The 16,774-nt window shown below is 51.3% G+C and carries 6 protein-coding genes; all 6 read right to left on the reverse strand.

Going from position 1 to position 16,774, the window contains the following annotated elements; translation table 11 throughout:
- Positions 1–228: 228 nt before the first annotated feature.
- Genes QNM19_RS16990 through QNM19_RS17015 form a run of 6 tightly spaced genes read right to left on the reverse strand, consistent with a single transcriptional unit; the run spans position 229 to position 16,744 of the window.
- Positions 229–4,338 carry a poly-gamma-glutamate synthase PgsB gene (locus QNM19_RS16990; protein WP_284026978.1) on the reverse strand — a complete coding sequence of 1,370 codons (4,110 nt, stop codon included), beginning with the start codon at positions 4,336–4,338 and terminating at the stop codon, positions 229–231.
- Positions 4,328–8,665, reverse strand: coding sequence for a hypothetical protein (locus QNM19_RS16995; protein ID WP_284026979.1), 4,338 nt, complete (start codon positions 8,663–8,665; stop codon positions 4,328–4,330). Before QNM19_RS16995 ends, QNM19_RS16990 begins: the two co-directional genes overlap by 11 nt.
- Complete coding sequence (locus QNM19_RS17000; protein WP_049864470.1) at positions 8,653–9,411, reverse strand: hypothetical protein; 759 nt, start codon at positions 9,409–9,411, stop codon at positions 8,653–8,655. The genes QNM19_RS16995 and QNM19_RS17000 overlap by 13 nt, the downstream gene beginning before the upstream one ends.
- Positions 9,401–11,698: a hypothetical protein gene (locus tag QNM19_RS17005; RefSeq protein WP_049864471.1), complete on the reverse strand. Its 2,298-nt coding sequence runs from the start codon at positions 11,696–11,698 to the stop codon at positions 9,401–9,403. Before QNM19_RS17005 ends, QNM19_RS17000 begins: the two co-directional genes overlap by 11 nt.
- A complete protein-coding gene (locus QNM19_RS17010; protein WP_049864472.1) occupies positions 11,685–14,798 on the reverse strand; it encodes a poly-gamma-glutamate biosynthesis protein PgsC/CapC in 3,114 nt (1,037 codons plus the stop codon). Before QNM19_RS17010 ends, QNM19_RS17005 begins: the two co-directional genes overlap by 14 nt.
- On the reverse strand, positions 14,798–16,744 hold the full coding sequence (locus QNM19_RS17015) for a hypothetical protein (protein ID WP_284026980.1): 1,947 nt from the start codon (positions 16,742–16,744) through the stop codon (positions 14,798–14,800). The genes QNM19_RS17010 and QNM19_RS17015 overlap by 1 nt, the downstream gene beginning before the upstream one ends.
- Positions 16,745–16,774: the final 30 nt, after the last annotated feature.

Here is a 16,774-nt window from a genome sequence, read left to right on the forward strand (position 1 = left end):
ATACCAAAGAATTGGTTTTTGCACGCTGTGTTCCTAATACTTTTACATGTTATCTGATCTACTGTCGTTTCGCATTTTGCACATTTTTGCGTTTTGCATGTCCATTTGGGTCATTTGGCTTAGCAAAATTGCAAAATGCGAAAACAAACCATCAAGTGAGACGCTCAATATTCAATCAAGCAAGGAGTGTGCCCACATCATGCTGATGTGGGCCAAGGGGGAGGCATGTTAATCCTGGCCGCGGTTGAGCCAGCGATCGGTTAGCCAGCCAGGTTTTTGGCCTCGGTTCAGTGCAGCCAAAACCGTAATGGCGCGCTCCGGGGTGATCCGCTGCGATGCAATGTCCTCATACACCTGCTGTGCGGTTTTCTTGCGCTTAACAGCGGCGCCAGCATCCAGAAAAGACTCCACCACTTGCAGTATAAAACGCGTAAAGCCGGATAAATTTTCAGGGCCCGCGGCCTGATCGTCACTGGCACTTTGTTGCGTGAGGCGTTCAGCCAGATGACTGAGTTCGGCCTGGGCAAATTCGCTTTGCGCCTGAGGCAGCTTACTGAGGGTACGCAGCATCTTGGAGAAATAGTCTCGCTCGATACGATTGACCTTATCGAGTTGCGTGAGCTTGTTCAGGTCGCGCCTAAACTGCGCATGACTTATCTGAGGTTCGAGCAGTCGTTCACAGCTGGCATGCAACGTATGCCAGTGTTGCCAGGCATAGACGTAATTGAGTCCGGGGCCTTTGATATTTTGCATGCCCACGATTAACTGATGTTGTCCGGCCAGTCCCAGGCGAGCGATACGGTTGGTCAGATCGTCTGCAGTGATATGGGGGTTATCCAGCAGCAATAACTTGCTATGCAGGATGCTGCTCAGCACACGCTCCAGCTGTTTCTGGTGGCTTGCTAAATCTTCCAGGCTCAACAGTGACTGGGCCAGTTGCCAGTTTTGTATTCTGAGCTGAATAATGCGTTGCTGTATTTTATTTTCAATATGCTCGGTCAGCGTATGACCCAGCAGATCCTCATCGTACAGGTGTGCGGTTTCGAGCCAGGGAGTGTCAAACAGGGCGTTGAGTTGGTCAATATAATGCTCAGGGCTTGCATTATACTTCCACTGAGTCAGCAGGCGCATCAAATCTTGTTTGTCGTTATTGCCAATTAGTCGGCTTAAACGGGTATTCAGTGCCTGATCCAGATAGGCCTCAAAGCCATCGACATTACTACCAATCACCACAATATGATCGAAACTCAGATCTTCAACCAACAGTTGTGCAAAGACCTTAGAGCGCGCAACCCGGTCATTGCGGTTATTGAGCAGAGCGATGGTTTGTGTCTCGGGTTTGTCGTTGAGCTCAAATAAACCAAGACGACGCCAGTTTTCCAGCGTGGCAAGGCGTTCATTGGCTGACATACTGTTGACAAACGACTGGGTCAGGTGATCCACCGGGGCTTGAGTAAAGTGCTGCAGTACCCCGACATCTGGCACAATACGCTCGGCGGTTTCTTTGTAGACATAATCTTTGTCTATGCCAATGTACTGCGCCATTTTGCATACCAGAGCGATGTTATCAGGGTGCTCTTCATAGGGATATAAAGCACGGATATCCGGGGTGATCTGAAACCCTTCTCCCCAGTGCAGCTGGATCAGGGTTGATTGCTTGTGCTCGGCCGCCCGGTTGAGGATGGGCGCCATGGTTTGCTCAGCGGTGAAAATCTGAGTGTGGCTGCCAATAAAAGCAGCCATTTCTTGTGCCACATCCACACCGCTCGGACCCAGGATATCTTCGTGGTCCGGGTAAGTATTAGTAATGGTGGTGAAGTTATCCCGCATCCAGCGACGGAGGATCCGCACATACCTGGGTGTCAGGCCCATACACTCCCATAAAAAGACATCAGCGCGTACCGAGCGGGCGAAGGCAAGGACATCACTTTGCTCCCAGATACTGGCTTTGTCGAAAGGTCGGAACAGGGGGAGCTCATATTGCTCTCCGGAGCTGCGCGCGAAAATCATCATGGCTTCACAGCCAGTGGTTTTGGTAACGACGCGCAGCGCCAGGCTACTGAACAGTGCCGCTTTTATTCGTTCTGTGCCGGATTTTCCTCGTGTCCCCCAGCCGCCTATGGTAACAGGGATCTTCGCGCGATTAGTGCGAATTTTTCGATTCAGGCGAACGTGTCTCATCCAGAAATAGAGGATAAAGGTCGATACAAAAAACACCAGCTGACCGATGCTATTTTGATAAATGGAATACAGGTATTCTTTAAAGCTGTAACCCAAATTGACCAACACACCCGGCACGCCGGCACGGGCGAACAAGTTGGCAATACCGGACTCAACCTCAAAGGAACAATCCAGTTCACTGCCATAGGGTTTAAACTCCAGACCGAAGCCGAGCTTGCGAATTCGGGCCAGGTAATTTTGCTGCTCAAGCGTATTCCCTTTTCGTAAGCCATCTATGTCGGCGTACTGAACCGATAATTGCCAGTAGGCACGAACACGTTGCCACAAGTGCTTAGGTGGTGTCACGATTAAAATACCGTCGGGCGTGTAACTTTTTCTACTGGCTTTGATGTTATCCTGACTCAGTACAGACAGCAGGTAGTCGGGCAACGGCAAATGAGGGCGTGCACTGGCCTCCTTGAGATGATAAAGCGCTTCGCCGGGTACATTGGTTGCACTGATCTCTGCGGTGGTGCAACTGGGCACATGTAGTTGTGCCGATGGAATTTTGGCACTGGTATGACTAAAGCTCTGACGTTTATCGGTGCTTGGCGTAAAAAACTCATGCCATACACGCCAAAAACGGCGACGACGTTTGTAGCCAATAACCACCCGCCAGCCTTGTTTGTCTTGATATGCGTTAAAGCTTTGCTCATGCTGCGCCAGCATACTGAGTGCCCGGCCTAGTGTGTCCTGGTCGATATCACCAGGCAGATAAACGGTTTCGTGCTCAGCCAGGCGCTGGACGAGTTGCGCATGTAGGCTTTGCTGGGTGAAGCTGAATAATTGCTCGCGGGTTCGCGTAATGTAGCGCCGCACGGCCAGATCGGGTTCATGCTCCAGTGCCTGATTCAAGACACCTATATAGCGTTGCATCAACACCGTATCCTGATTGTTTGAAGTATCGTCCAGTGTCGCTTCAACGGCCTCATTGAGCATGAGCCTGGGACTTTGTTCTAACAGTATCCGCTTAACTTCCAGGCACTCCTCACCCAGGAGGTGGGTACACCATAACCCAAATGCATACCTGCTAGCAGAAAAACGGGCAGCGGTAAGCTGCTTAACCAGAGTGAAACGCACCGCATCGACTGTTTCATCCTTAAAACGTTTTTCAAGCAGTTCCCTGGCCAGCGCATCGGGCAGATTGCGCAGTTGCTCAATACATACTTGTCGTACCCGGGCAAACGGATGCTGCGCCAATTCCCGGAGCAATGGAATATCCCGCTCTTCCAGGGGGTATTTGTTGGCGAGGATACGGGGCATTGCAGCGACAATAAACAGCTGATCGCTGTGCTTCTGCGCTGGTGTATTGCCACTGAGGCTTGCTTCCACATAGGCCCACATGTAACTGCGCACAAAGGTCGGACGCTGGTGGATCAGGATTTCCAGGATATCCACAACGGCCTGATAGGGCGTATTCTCTGCATCAAGCAACTCGATAAGCTCAGCAACCAATTCGCTGTCCAGGTCCGGATCGGCTTTAAATTCATTGATCACAGAAACCTGATTAACCAGCGCACGGATCATCCCATGGCGCACATGTGCATTGTTGCTGGTGGCCATCAGTCTTAGGAAGAAAGGTTGCAGGTCCAGTTTTTTCCAGGCCTCATCCAGGTTATCTTGCGACAACCTGAGGTAACGAATGGTGAGTGCCCCCAGTTTGGCGATAAGAAACCGCAGATCCTGCTCTAAATCAGCAACTAAGGTTTGATAGCGACCGATAACGGCACCTTCATCAAACCAGCGTGAGAATGCCTGCTTGTCTTTTTGCAGTTGTGTGCCTGAGGCTCCCAGTGTTTCAGCATACTTGAGAATATGCAGTTGTTTTTCAGTGGCCAGCTCTGCCTTGCCCAGACGTTCCACAAACGATTGGTAGTCGGCGTCGTGACCCTGGAGCTGTTCATGCAGGCGCTCAATTTTGTGGCGTAAAAAAGCAATGGTTTGCAGTAGCTGCCAATAGCTCAGTTGCTCGTCTTTTGGCTGGTTTTGTAGCAGCTCCCAGCCTGCCAACTCCTCGAGCAACTGATGGTATTTATGGCGGTGCAGATTGAGCCAGAACTGTTCTGTATCGGCAAATAAGATAGCCTGAAGCTGAGTTTTTAATCGATTATCGGCCATACAGGTCCTGCTCTAAGAAATGCGTTAGTTGCAGCGATTCAAAAATGATTTCGTCGTGTGCAAACGGGTCAAAGCCACTGCGTTGTAAATTACCCAAAGTTACTTCAAAACGAATGCTGTGGTTATTTCTAAACCAGTCTTGTGTCCAGTTCAGGCTGATCCAGCCCGCGGTGTGTTCACTGAAGTCAAACAAGGTTTGCCAGCCCAGTGTCGTCAGATACTGCCAGGTCGCATTTGGCCGGTGGTCATCGGCAAACACGTAGCTGCTGCTTAGCCCGGCAGAGAAAATATGGCCCTGATAATATTGCTGCCAGACCCCACTTAAAGAAGCGACGTCCAGTGATGTCCAGTCTGAATTAGAGGTGGTCGTCAGCTGGGCGCTGAGCTGGCTGTCCACTTTGCTCTGGTGGCGGATGCGATAACCCCCACGCCAGCCATCGCTATGGTTGTAGCGATAAAAGTTGAACATGGCATTGCTGATGGTTTCGTCCGCCAGATATTCTTCTTTAGTAATGCTGGTGTAGTAATAAAAGGGCTGCCACCACCACTGATGACGCCAGTGTTGATCCTCTCGCCAAATTTCGCCGATCGCGACAGTCCACTGACTGGTCAGGTGGGTTTCCCGGCTCAGTGGTGACTCCTGCCAGCGATTGTACCACTGTGCTTTGGCAAACCAGTCGTCTTCATCGTCAAGCCAGTCATACAAACCATTGATACTGAACGACGGTTCGCTGGTGTTGTTCAGGCGAAAAAAGCTCTCCAGTCGATACCAGTGCTGTTTATAGCGGTTGCGTAGCCGAATACCCAGATCCAGCGTATGCTCTGAGCCAAGCGGTTCACTGCTTTGATAGATACCATCACGGTTATACTGCATCACCCCTTCAACGTGTGTAAGGTTTCCATCGGCCTGCATAATGGCTTGATGATAGGTGTTCTCATTTTTGGTATATACGAGTTTTGGCTGGGCCACCCTGTAGGGCTGAACGGGAGGAGCCACGGCCAGCTTATGGCGATTGGGGTCCAGCTGCCAGCGATAGAACCTGGCCAGGCTCGCGGTTTGTGGTGCCAGGGTGAGTAAGCCGGCGGGGTAAAACCCGGATTGTTCGCGTCGTGCGCCCTGTTCCACATACTCCAGTTTGAGTACTGCATCTTTACTGAGTTTTGCCGTGATCGGATTGGCCTCGTCACCATAATAAAAGAGCTGTTCGGCGGCCAGCTCAATGGCTTGCCAGCGGCCCTGCTGATAGGCTTCGACTTCAACGCTGAGTAATTGTGCGGCAAAAGGGTTAAGCCAGCGCAATGTCAGGCCTGGTGCACTCAGATCTGCGCGCGTTAACCCCAGTTCACTGCGGTTGTCATCGAGTCGCCACTGCAGGTTGCCTCCAGCACGGTCAATACTTAGCTGTGGGCGCTGATGTTGTTGCAGTAATTCGGCATTGGCAAAATGGAAGACCAATCTGACTTGCATTGATTGTAATTCGCTCAGGTTCAGCGCCAGACTATGATTAGGGCGCAAGATCAGTCCAGGCAATGCATCGTCGCGGCTGGTATGGCGGCTGAATTGTTCAGCGGCACTGCGCTTTAACAGGGCTGATAAGTCGATAAGCTGAGTACCCGCATAATTTTGATAGTGATTAAATGCCTCCCAGTGGCCAAAGCTCTGAATACGGCCATACAATGTAGCCAGTGACTCTGCTGGGGTTTGCTGCATTAATCTGGCTGATAAAGCCGTGAACTCATGCTCACTGAGTGACTGAGTTTCAAGTCGTAACAGGGCATTGAGCAGTAAATCGCGCTGTGCGGCGACAGAGCTTGTGCTACCCAGTGGTGTTTGATAGAGCAGGGACATAAAGTCTTCCTGCCACAGTGTCCCAGCCAGATCCAGAGCGTTGGTAATATTGTGTGTGGGAGGCAAAGCACTGAACTGAAGCAACAGTAGTTTTTCGCTGCTCAGGGTCAGTTGTTCGCCGGCACTCAGCGCAAAGTAACCGGTACTGGCAATAGACAGGCGAGGCTGATCGTCCTCATCAATGCGTAACACGGTTGTCGCAGGTACGTCATCAAATATCGGCATGATTTTACGCAGTTCAGCCTGGTGGGCATGTAACCAGGATAACTGGCTTTGCTCTGTTTCAATGGCTTTTGACCGGGCACTGACTCTGATCACCATGGGCTGGTGGGCTGTGATTGTAAGAGGTTCTCCCGTCAGTGGGTAGGCGGTGGTGTTACTGGTTTCGCTGAGCACAGTGCTGACGCCATGATGGCGCAGAGAATAATCAAGCACGGGCGGGTTGCTGGCAGGGTGTGTATAACCGAGTTGCGCACTAAGCGGTTGCAGTGTGTCATTGTCGTTGCGTATGTCATGGCCCAGCCACAGTGCATATAGGTCTTGCTTGAGCTCGGCAAAACTGCTGATAAGTGCAGCCCGACACTCAGGTAAGGCGTTGCGCCACAGGCTGCATAATCCGAGAATACTTTGAATGGCTTGGGTTTTTTGATAATGCACCAGCAGTTGCTGGGCTGCATAACGTTGCAGCTCTGGGTATGGATGAGTGAGCAGGGCACCCAAATAGCGCTGAGCGGTATTATGTTCTCCCAGTGCTCCAAATGCGCTCAAACGCAACTGCCAGGCTCGGATCACAACCTCTTCATAGGGACTGGTGATCAGTGTTTTCAGTAAAGGCAGCGCCTGTTGAGGGTCCTGACTGACCAGCATTTCGGCCTCACCGAGGCGAAAGTGCCAGTGACTGGCACTGAGGCTGGTTGTGGTGTCTGCCTGCTGTGGGCGAGCGAGTACAAACCGGGATTGGGCTTGCTGATAGCTGTGACCCAGGCGTTGCAGCTGTTGTTCCAGACGATAAGCAATAGCGGGGCTTTTGTCTTCAAGCAAACCCGGGCGCTGATATAAAACGGCGTTGTTCGGCAAAGCTTGCAGCTCTCTGACTCGTATTGCCAGGTCTACCCGGGCATCGTCACTAATCGTCACACTGAGCTCACTGGCATCCAAAGGCAGAGGCAATGAAATCATAGTAAAGTCTTTAGAGGGCAGCAGGTTTATTGTGTGCCGATAACTGTCAATGACCAGCGTCAGCTCTGCGGCATTGGTGCTGCGGGTATACAGTCTGAGCGTATCCGACAAGCGTGGTTGTTCAGGTAATTCAAACTGCACGGCACCTGACACCGCATGATAATGCAACGTTTGGCGCTGCTCGGTGGCAAACAGGCGATCTATAGCCGGGCGATAAGCATGCACAACGCTTTGCTCACTGAAATGGCTGGTGAATGCATTGTCTGATTTCTTGGGTAATAAAAAGCGCACTGTGCCCAGTGTATCCTGAAGCTCGGACAGACGTTGTCGTTCAAGCGCACTGGCCAGTGCGACATCGGCCGAGTGCAGCGATGAAATGTCGTGGTGCTGGTAAACCTGTTCGAGGTGCCACTGCAAATTATCCGTCCAGTAGGGGTTAAACAAAGGTTCCGGCCAGGTTTGTGCCGCGTTGGTATCGTACAGCCCTCGTTCCATGCGGACCAAATTCAGCAAAGTGTCACCCTGAGCTTCAATACGCAGGTAGTTTCCTGCCTCAACGGCTATGAAATCACTGCTACTCAGGCCTATGACCTGATCGTTGCGTAATTTCACATCGTGAGTCAGACGGTATTTGCGCAGCTGAGGCGTGAACTCATCGGCAGAGGTGTCACTCAGCGATAGCTGACTGATGAGATCTCCATCCAGCCTGGCCGTGACCACACCGGGCTGGACTGGGTCTGGCAGGATGCGCCGCGCGTTGAGCCTGAGCTTGGTGGCCTCAGTAAAAAATAACTGGATACTCTGCCCATCGTTTAAGCGATAGTGCGTGGTATGTGTTTGCGCTTCATACAGCTGCATTGCCGGGAGCGCCATTTTGACGGGAATACGAAACGGATCCCGATGTCTGTGAAACAGACCCTGCCAGGCAGAAACGCTTTGTATTTCATCTGTTGGATTATAAAAGCGCAGCAGGCGGGTCGTTGCAGTGGCAGGCAACTGACACTGATGCTGTTCGCAGCGCAGTTCGGATTGGGTAACGCGTTGCATGGCAAAGGGGGATTGCCCCTGCCACACTTGGATAGAATGTGGCTGGTTTTCCAGGCTCAGCCAGTGTCCGGCCGGCAGTAAAATCAAACGTGATTGTCTGGCATCCAGGTTGACAGTTGCTGCGCTGCGATGCAATTGCAGTGTGTCCGGCTGATACCAGCTGGGTGCACTTTGCAGTGCTGCAGGCGCGGCCAGCGTGGGCAGCGTGGGCAGCAGACAACTTATCAAAAGCAACACAATCAAATAAGGCATAGGGTAAACTGTTCCATAATGTCGGGCTGTGCGACCAGTCGCTCGCGCATTGGGCGGCTGATCTCAATATGAATAAAGTAGCCCGCCGGTAATCCCAGGCGGTGCATAACATTGCGTGTACCGCCTAATTCAGACACTTGCTGCGGGTACTGGTAGGTATGCTCGCTCAGTTTTGACAAACACATCTGCAATTGTGACAAAGCGTCGGTACTTTGTCTGCCCTGGCTGATAATGAAATCCGCCTGGCGTGCCTGAGGCGTGCGACGTTTGCTTTGGCTGAAACCATGTAGCTGATAGAGGTGACTGGTTGGGTAACGTCGTGCGAATGCTTGTGCTGCTGCAGCGTGCAAGCCACTCGGGCGATGCGAATAGTCCATGCTGTACAAGTCCGGGCTGGGCGCTTTGCGGTGCTCGGTGTTGATCACCAGCACCTGACACCGTGTAGCGAACACGGCTTTGCCTATTTTATCTGTCAGTTGGTCATGAAATTGATGTGGCACAGACAGCATGCAGGCAGAGCCTTTAGGTCGGTAATATAAATTGCCGCCGCCAAATTGTGCAGAGCTGGCTTGCAGCATAATCAGGCCCGGCTGGCTGCGCAATTGCCAGGGAGGCAGCGCAATGGGTTTTGCAAACCAGTTGTATACTTGTTGCCAGCTGGGGCTATGCAGCTCAGCGGTGTCACTGGCAAACCCTTTCCCAGTATGGAGCATCAATAATAAAAGCAGATACGGTTTAAAATTCATGTTGCCACCATTGCGGTTGAGGAGGTGGAGTTGCATATTCTTCCAGTAAGGCAAACCACAGGGGTTGCTCCGCTGACACGATTAGCTGGTTGAGCTGTTGTATATCCGTGCCGATTGTGAGTGTGACTGACGGATAGGCGGTCAGGGCCGGATTTTTTGGGTGTAATAAGAATGCTGATTGCGCAAGATCAGGCGCCAGAGCATAGCGCTTGCGAGCAATACTGTACTCTTCAGTTACAACTCGGCTGAATTGTCCATCCAGCTGGGTATTGAGTATAAGTGGTTCGACAGGGCGCGGGCCTCTGGCAAATGGCTTGATCACAATCGCCATTGGCTTATCACGGCCACGATAATTTTGGCTCAAAGTCTGTCCTGGCTCTAGCTGAAATAGCCGTACTTTCCAGTAATCACGCGGCGTTCCCTGATTGATAAAGTGCTGCAAAGATGGGTCTGATAAGTCGGGTACTTTATCTAGCTGGTTGACCTCCTGCTCGGTGTAGCGGATCCCGGTATCACTCAATGTAATGACTTTGGGCACAGGTGCCGACACTGGAGCAGTTTGCTGGATACTGAGCTGTGCGTCATACAGCTGTGCCAGATCAACCAGTGGCGTATACTGAAATGGCTCAGCCGGCTGGGGTAGCGCAAAGTACTTTGGCGGGCTGTACACCAGTGCAGTATTGGAGACCGGTAAACTGACGAACAGGGCTTGCGATAAATAGCCGCTTTGTTTCTCCTCCACGGGAGGAGGCGCACTGAATAAGCGTACCTTGAGGATCAGCTGTTGCTCAATAAAATGGAACTCATTGTCGGCACTTTGGCTGAACCAGGCGCCGACCTCAGTGAATCCGTTTTGCGGAGCGTCACACAAGGTGGCACACACATAATTTTGATGATGCATTGCACCATGCCTGCTTTGCAGTTTTACAGCCACCGGCTCTGTGCTACTCACTGTCACCCGGTGTGCCTGACGGCTCAGGCGCAGATAGCGTTTTTCGCTGTCCGTAATGGCTTCGCGGCGGGTTTCCGGGGTTATCAACCGGTCAAAACCGCTATTTAGTCCTGCCAGGGTTAACGTTTCTGAGCGCAGTAGCTGTTGTTCGGCATCATACACGCTGAGTTGTACAGAGCTGCCTGGCGCACCTCGCATATCGAGCTGCAGATCGCTGCCACCTTGCACAGTATATTCTGCCTGATTCGCTTCGTTGAGGTGGTAATAATAGCTGTGTAAGGGCGCTATCACCTGATCCAGCTCATTGCGCCAGGTGGTGATCATCTCAGCACGAGAACGGATCACCAACAATCCTGGTTGCATATCTGGTAGCAAAAAGCGTGTGGGGTCATCCGTGGTAACTGGCTGCAGTGTCAGCGGCGCCTGTTGCTGGGTCAGATCATGCCATATCAATTGCAGGTCTTTCATATCTCCCTGGGTTTGTAAATTTACATCACCGGCTTCAGACAGGCGAATAGAGGCAGCGAGGCCCGGTCGCGTATAGTATCCATCCAAATCAAACTGCTCTGCAGAAAAGTCATAGGTGATTACGTTGTACGGCAGCGATTCATAGAGAATGTCTGCGTCAAAATCGATCCCCGGGATCCCTTGCGGTGCGAGTTTACGCCAGTCGTATGATACCGCATTGGCTATTTGCTGCGGCTGTAAGCCGCTATCGCCCAGGGTATGATAGCTGGTCATACGCTCCCGCCATTGCTGAGGTAACTTAAGCCAGGTACGTGTAACATCATCTGCATTGGTCGGGGTTTTACCGTGGATACGTACCACCACGCCGCGCAGGCTGGGCTCTTCCGGAATGAGCCGGAGTGATATTTTGCTGGCCTCGGTGAGTTGTTGCCAGTCGACGTAAAATGACTGGCCAGAGGTGACGGCCAGTGCCTGCCTGTCTTCAATTAATTGCTTCACCTGTTGCTCACCTTCTTCAAGTGCAAGTTTGGATGCATGATGATAGGTGTGTTTTTCCAGCTCATTATCCTGACTGTCCAGTAGACGGTACTCAATTGCGTAATTGATGGGTTTATCAAGCACGGTTTGACTGGCAAAAATGGCATTCGACAGTACCCGAATTGCCACCGTTCGTGATGTTGGGAATGTATAAATAAGCGGCTTATCCGGGCTCAGCCAGTGCACCACAGAGCGGGTTTCCTCTTCGCTGCGTGCAGCTATTCGCTCTGCCGAATTCAACCATACATATAGATGCAGTGCGACCCGATACCCCGCGGCCAGCAAAAGGATGATGAGCAGAACCTGGAGGATGCGTTTAATCCAATACATTCTGGCCTCCTTGCATCATTTCCTCAAGCGCTTTCAGAGTAATAAGCCGGTTACGCTGTGCAAGGTAAACCGCCGCTGTTTTACCTGCCAGTTGCACTTGTAACCCAAGCAGTCCGTTGTCGGTAAGCCGGATAGCCTGTAGATGACATCGAGGCAGGTTTTGACAGAGCGCATTTAGCCACGGTAAGTGCTGCGTTTTTGCATAGCGATCCAGGGTAATATCAAGCCTCTGCTTTTGCTCATCAGATAAGCTGATCCAGTCACCCGGTCCAGTTGCAGCCAGACGTACCTGTAAAAATTTGGGTTGCGCGGAGACCGCGAGTAATCGCTCCTGCAGCGCCTGCTCTGAGACGGCGTAGTGTTGCTTAAAGTCCGATGCCAGCCACAGGGTTGCCAGTTCACTGCCCGGGCTGAACAGGCGATAGCCTGACTGCGGTGATGAGCCAATCTCCAGTCCTCGAGTGGCAATCTGACCCGCCACCTTTTCAACACTGATCCCAAGCTGTGCCATGGCTTTGTGTAGGGCATTGATGGTGGAAGTATGACGAAAATCCGGCTGAGTGAACTGATAGGCAACGGCACTGGGGCGGATCTGCGATGGTGCACTGTGACTGCGTACTTGTAAGCTTAAAACGGACATACTGGGGTTATGGCGTACCGCGCTTTGATGCACCACATTGTATAATGTTCGCGTATTCGTGGGAGACATCACGTTCGCTTCTTCACTGGCATAGGGGTGAGCGCCAGCAATAAGTAGCGCCCGGGCACCACTAACCTGGAATAGATCCGTGGCAAATTGCAGGGTGTTACTTTCAAACAGTGGCCGTGGTACCTGAATGGTCAGCGGCTGTGTGGTATTGAGGTTGATGGCATAAAATCCCTGACCCTGCTGATAGTAGCCTATTTCAGGCAACGGGCTAATGACCACCAGGCGTTGAACACTGTTGATGATAAGTTGCAGGCGGTAGCCCACCATGTTGGCGAGTCGGTTTAGCTGCTCCAGTTGGTTCAAATCATCATCATCTAATGTTCGAGAGCGTAGCTGATGGGACAGCCTGAACAGGGGTTCAAGTACTTCATACTCCCATAACGCGGCTTCATTTTCTTCGAGCATACGAAAATGGCCGCTGCCCTTAGCACTGATGTGCTGTGAGAATTCGGTGACCAGATCTTCGAGTGGCAGGTTGAGCCGCTCTACCGGATATTGTGGTGCATTTGCGTTGCTTCTTGCGGTGTGCGAGAGCAGCGTGGAGTAGCTCAGGTTATCGAAAAAGGTCTCCAGCATGGCACCCTGGTAGCTAGGATAAGGCAGGTTGTCCTCACTGAGCAGCCCAAACTGGCTGCGTTCAAAGCCTAATAACCGGGTGAGTTGACGTTGCGACAGTGAATCGGGCAGCTGATTGTAGATCCAGAACTGACTTTGCTCGGTAAACCGGGTAAGCCGAAGCTGAGGCCGTGTATACTGGTTGACAGCACGCAGTTGCAACACCTGATCCGTATTCAGTGCTGCAATAAAGGCCTGGTAATAGGCACTTTGCGGTCGTGTTTGTTGGCTGGCAGCAGACGGTGTTACTCGAGTGCCGAGTGCCAGGGCACTGCTGCCTAAAATGGCAAAGAGTTGCCCTGCGGCATCACCCGCCAAACGCTCACTGGTGGGGTAGGGCACAGTCACTATGTGTTCGCGCACTGGAGATTTAGAGAGGGCAAATAACCCTCTTGGGTGCGTTGTCTGGGCATCTTTGATAACTAAAGTGGCGGGGTTATCAATGAGTACAAAGCCTAGCTCGGCGAGTACCTGTGCGGCACGGCGCCGGGTATCCGGATCCTGGCGGTTTTCATTCAATAAGCGAATGGCGCCCCGGAAACGTTGTAATTGCTGCGCTTGCTGATAATGGCTGAGATTCAGTAAATCATACCGTGCTGTGTACAGATAACTTTTGTATTCACTGACATGGTGACTCAGTGGTGCACTTTGGGCCTCATCAACTGACACGGGTTGCGCCGGGCTCTGAACTAAAGAAGGCACAAACATGATAGCGAAACCAATACCGAAGGCCAGCAGGCCGCCGACCATAGAGGTCTGAAAGGTCGCACGCAGTACCAGACCGAGGGCGTTCTTCTGGAAAATTTTGAGTGCCAGCAAGGTTGAAAGCATATAGCCAAAGGCGAAGGTATCGGTGGCTTTGAGGGTGGGGAAGTAATCAACCACAAAGTAGTTTAAAACCAGCTTATAGACGAAGCCGATGTTAAAAAACAACAATAACAGCCGAGCCCCTTCAAAGTTAGCATGCTTAAGCCGGGTAAAATTGAGCAATATCGCGCCGAGTGACAAAATCACTGTGGTTTCAATGAGCGTTGTCAGTAGCTTACTGGGTTGCATCAGTTGCAGTGCCAGCAGTGCCGGGAGCATAATGCCATTGAACTCCCAGCCATAGCGAATGTTAGCCCGGGAGGCCAGAAATGCGGTGATCACCAAAATGATATAGGCTTTTGGGGCAGCCAAAATGGAAGCGGCAACTGCTTCATACATGATGGCGAGGTTAGCGATACTGAAATTGGTAAACGGCATCAGCACAAAACGTACTAACACAAAGGTAATGGCCAGCTGGATCAGAGTGACGCGCATGCCATAACGAAAGCCGCCATTCCACATTACGTTAGCGGTGAGGGCGATGATCACCAGGCCCAGGCTGTACAGCTGCCCTGCGTAATCAAAAGTCACGTCCCATAGTGCCAGTATCTGACCTATCTGAGGCCAGAACAAGGTGTCCATAAACACCCGAACGAGAATACTGATCAAAATAATGGCAAAGAAACGATCCCGGCCAAACATCTCAGCGTAACCCAGTCGTTCCATCACGACTTTGGCACTGAAGCGCATCAGCACGTAAACCACAATGGCCTCAATGATGATAACGACGGCTGAGACGGGGCTGACAATCAGCAGAGGTACCAGATAGCCGGGCACCACCAGGCCAGTGAGTGGAAAGCCAAAGCGCAAGTTCAGCATACATACAACGGCAATACCCACCCAAACAGTCGTTATGACAGACTGGCCGAGTCCGCTTCCATCCGGAAAAAGAGGCAACACCCAGTCCATTACAGCATGTGCTCCTCGTTGGTGTCTTCACCGCTGTCTGGCGTGGCAGACGCGAGTTGGTTCAAAAGCGCATGAGGGTCCTCAAGCTGCTGCAATAAAGTGGTAATGTCGATGAACTCAAACAAGATCCCTGCTACTGAAAAGGGTTCACCTATGGTACTACTCACCTGGTTGGCTGACAGTGAGCGAATATTCAAAATATAGGTATCGTTCCCAAGTGTGGCGGGCAGAAATAGCTCGCCTTGTTGCAGCGTCAAATAGCGCAGCTTGCCTTTCAGTTTTTCTTTTGACATGGGGGTGATTTTATCCAGCAGATCCAATGCGGTCATCTCGAACAGGGCCAGATGATGCCTTTTAGCCAATTGCTCCAGCGGCTGGTTAGTTTGAACCACCTGACCAAATAAATTAAATAACACCGCAGCGGTTCGGATCTGATTGAACACTTGTTCGAGCGTGGATAATTTTTGTTCCATTTCGCCAATGGCTGATTTCACTTTCTGGCTGAGCGGTTTCTCCAGTGTCAACGTCAGTGCTCGGGTTAATGGGCTGAGCGAAGCCCGTTGCTGGTTTTGCAGCATTCTGTAATGGAACAAGAGCTCGCCAATCTGGCTGGCAAACCGATTAACATTCTTAACAAAGGCCTTTTCATCAAACTGTTCGTTGGGTATCACAGTCATAGCCCAAAAGCCGCGAACATCACCTGCATACATCAAAGGCACAACAAACTGACGTTCCAGCTCCTGAAGACCACTGAAAAAGGGTCGACCCGTTTGTACCGCACCAAACGCTTTGATGGCATCAGAGTAGGGAGGACGTTGATAGTCCCGACGTTGCTCAACAATGTCTTCAATATGGCAGTTGATGGCACGGATCTCTTCAAGTCTATGGTCGCCCTCAAGGCGCGCCAGAAAAATCGAGCGATTCAGAGCAAGCTGTTGATTAACTAAAGTAATAATAGCATCCCAGGGGGTACTCTCCGTGCTGAACGAACGGGGCAGGTAGCGACCCATCATACGCTGGTGGACATTGGCAATGAGCTCCAGAAGCTCATTCTCTTCAAGCCACTTGCGCGAGAAAAACACCCATAACATAGTCATCACATTGATCACTAATAGTTGGCCAATCGGTAGCAGGTAATGGAGTGAATACATCACTACATAGCTACTCAGCAGGCCGACGACGGATAAACTGATTGCGATAATGATGCTCAGGGTAAGCGTATTTTTTTGATAAATGATGAGCAATAAGGCCAACAAGCTTAGTTGCAGCGCTATAGACTGCCATTGTGCCAGGCGGGTGACTAATTGTGCCTTTGCCAGGCTATCTGCAACATAGGCATGCAGATAAACCGGATTACTGACACCACGCAATTTAGGCGCGCGCAGCGGTACACTGAAGCCTAATTGTTGCTGGGCGATTAACACGACTTTGCCTTCCAGCTGACTGGGCAGGACATCTCCTTCGAGTAATCGGGTACTCGAAAATTTGGGTAAGGCACTGAGGGAGAGAGCAAAATTGATTAATTTACCGGTGTTAAGGTGCTGTGGTCCATAGAGGCTTTCCCAGACATTTTGACATTGCCCGGACGGTGCGCTGAGCACCATGTTGTAGCCAAGCCAGGGTTGTACGGCTGGTAGGCAATAACGCGGATCGGCAAAGGGGAAGTACACGTTGGCAAAGGACATGCTTTGCTTAGAAGCAACATCAGACAGTACCACGATGGCAGCCACATCCTGTTTGAGCAATTGACTGATCAGATCGGATTGTTGCTGTTGTAAGTGCGCCGATTCGATCACCACAACCTCACTGCTTTGTTGCTCAAACAGTTGATTAAACTGACTATATACATAGGCGTTCAGGCGTGCGAAAGAGCCGTGTACGGCAATCACCAAAACCACCAAAAATAGGAGTAAAATCGACCAAAATGGCTTTTGCCGTTTGATCATAAAAACTTGCTGTTTGAGCGACACACGCCC

The sequence above is a fragment of the Pseudoalteromonas ardens genome, from assembly GCF_030125445.1.
Lineage (GTDB): Bacteria > Pseudomonadota > Gammaproteobacteria > Enterobacterales > Alteromonadaceae > Pseudoalteromonas > Pseudoalteromonas ardens.

Coding starts and splice junctions, on each gene's coding strand:
- QNM19_RS16990 (WP_284026978.1), bottom strand. CDS start 4,338: ATGGCCGATAATCGATTAAAAACTCAGCTTCAGGCTATCTTATTTGCC.
- QNM19_RS16995 (WP_284026979.1), bottom strand. CDS start 8,665: ATGCCTTATTTGATTGTGTTGCTTTTGATAAGTTGTCTGCTGCCCACG.
- QNM19_RS17000 (WP_049864470.1), bottom strand. CDS start 9,411: ATGAATTTTAAACCGTATCTGCTTTTATTATTGATGCTCCATACTGGG.
- QNM19_RS17005 (WP_049864471.1), bottom strand. CDS start 11,698: ATGTATTGGATTAAACGCATCCTCCAGGTTCTGCTCATCATCCTTTTG.
- QNM19_RS17010 (WP_049864472.1), bottom strand. CDS start 14,798: ATGGACTGGGTGTTGCCTCTTTTTCCGGATGGAAGCGGACTCGGCCAG.
- QNM19_RS17015 (WP_284026980.1), bottom strand. CDS start 16,744: ATGATCAAACGGCAAAAGCCATTTTGGTCGATTTTACTCCTATTTTTG.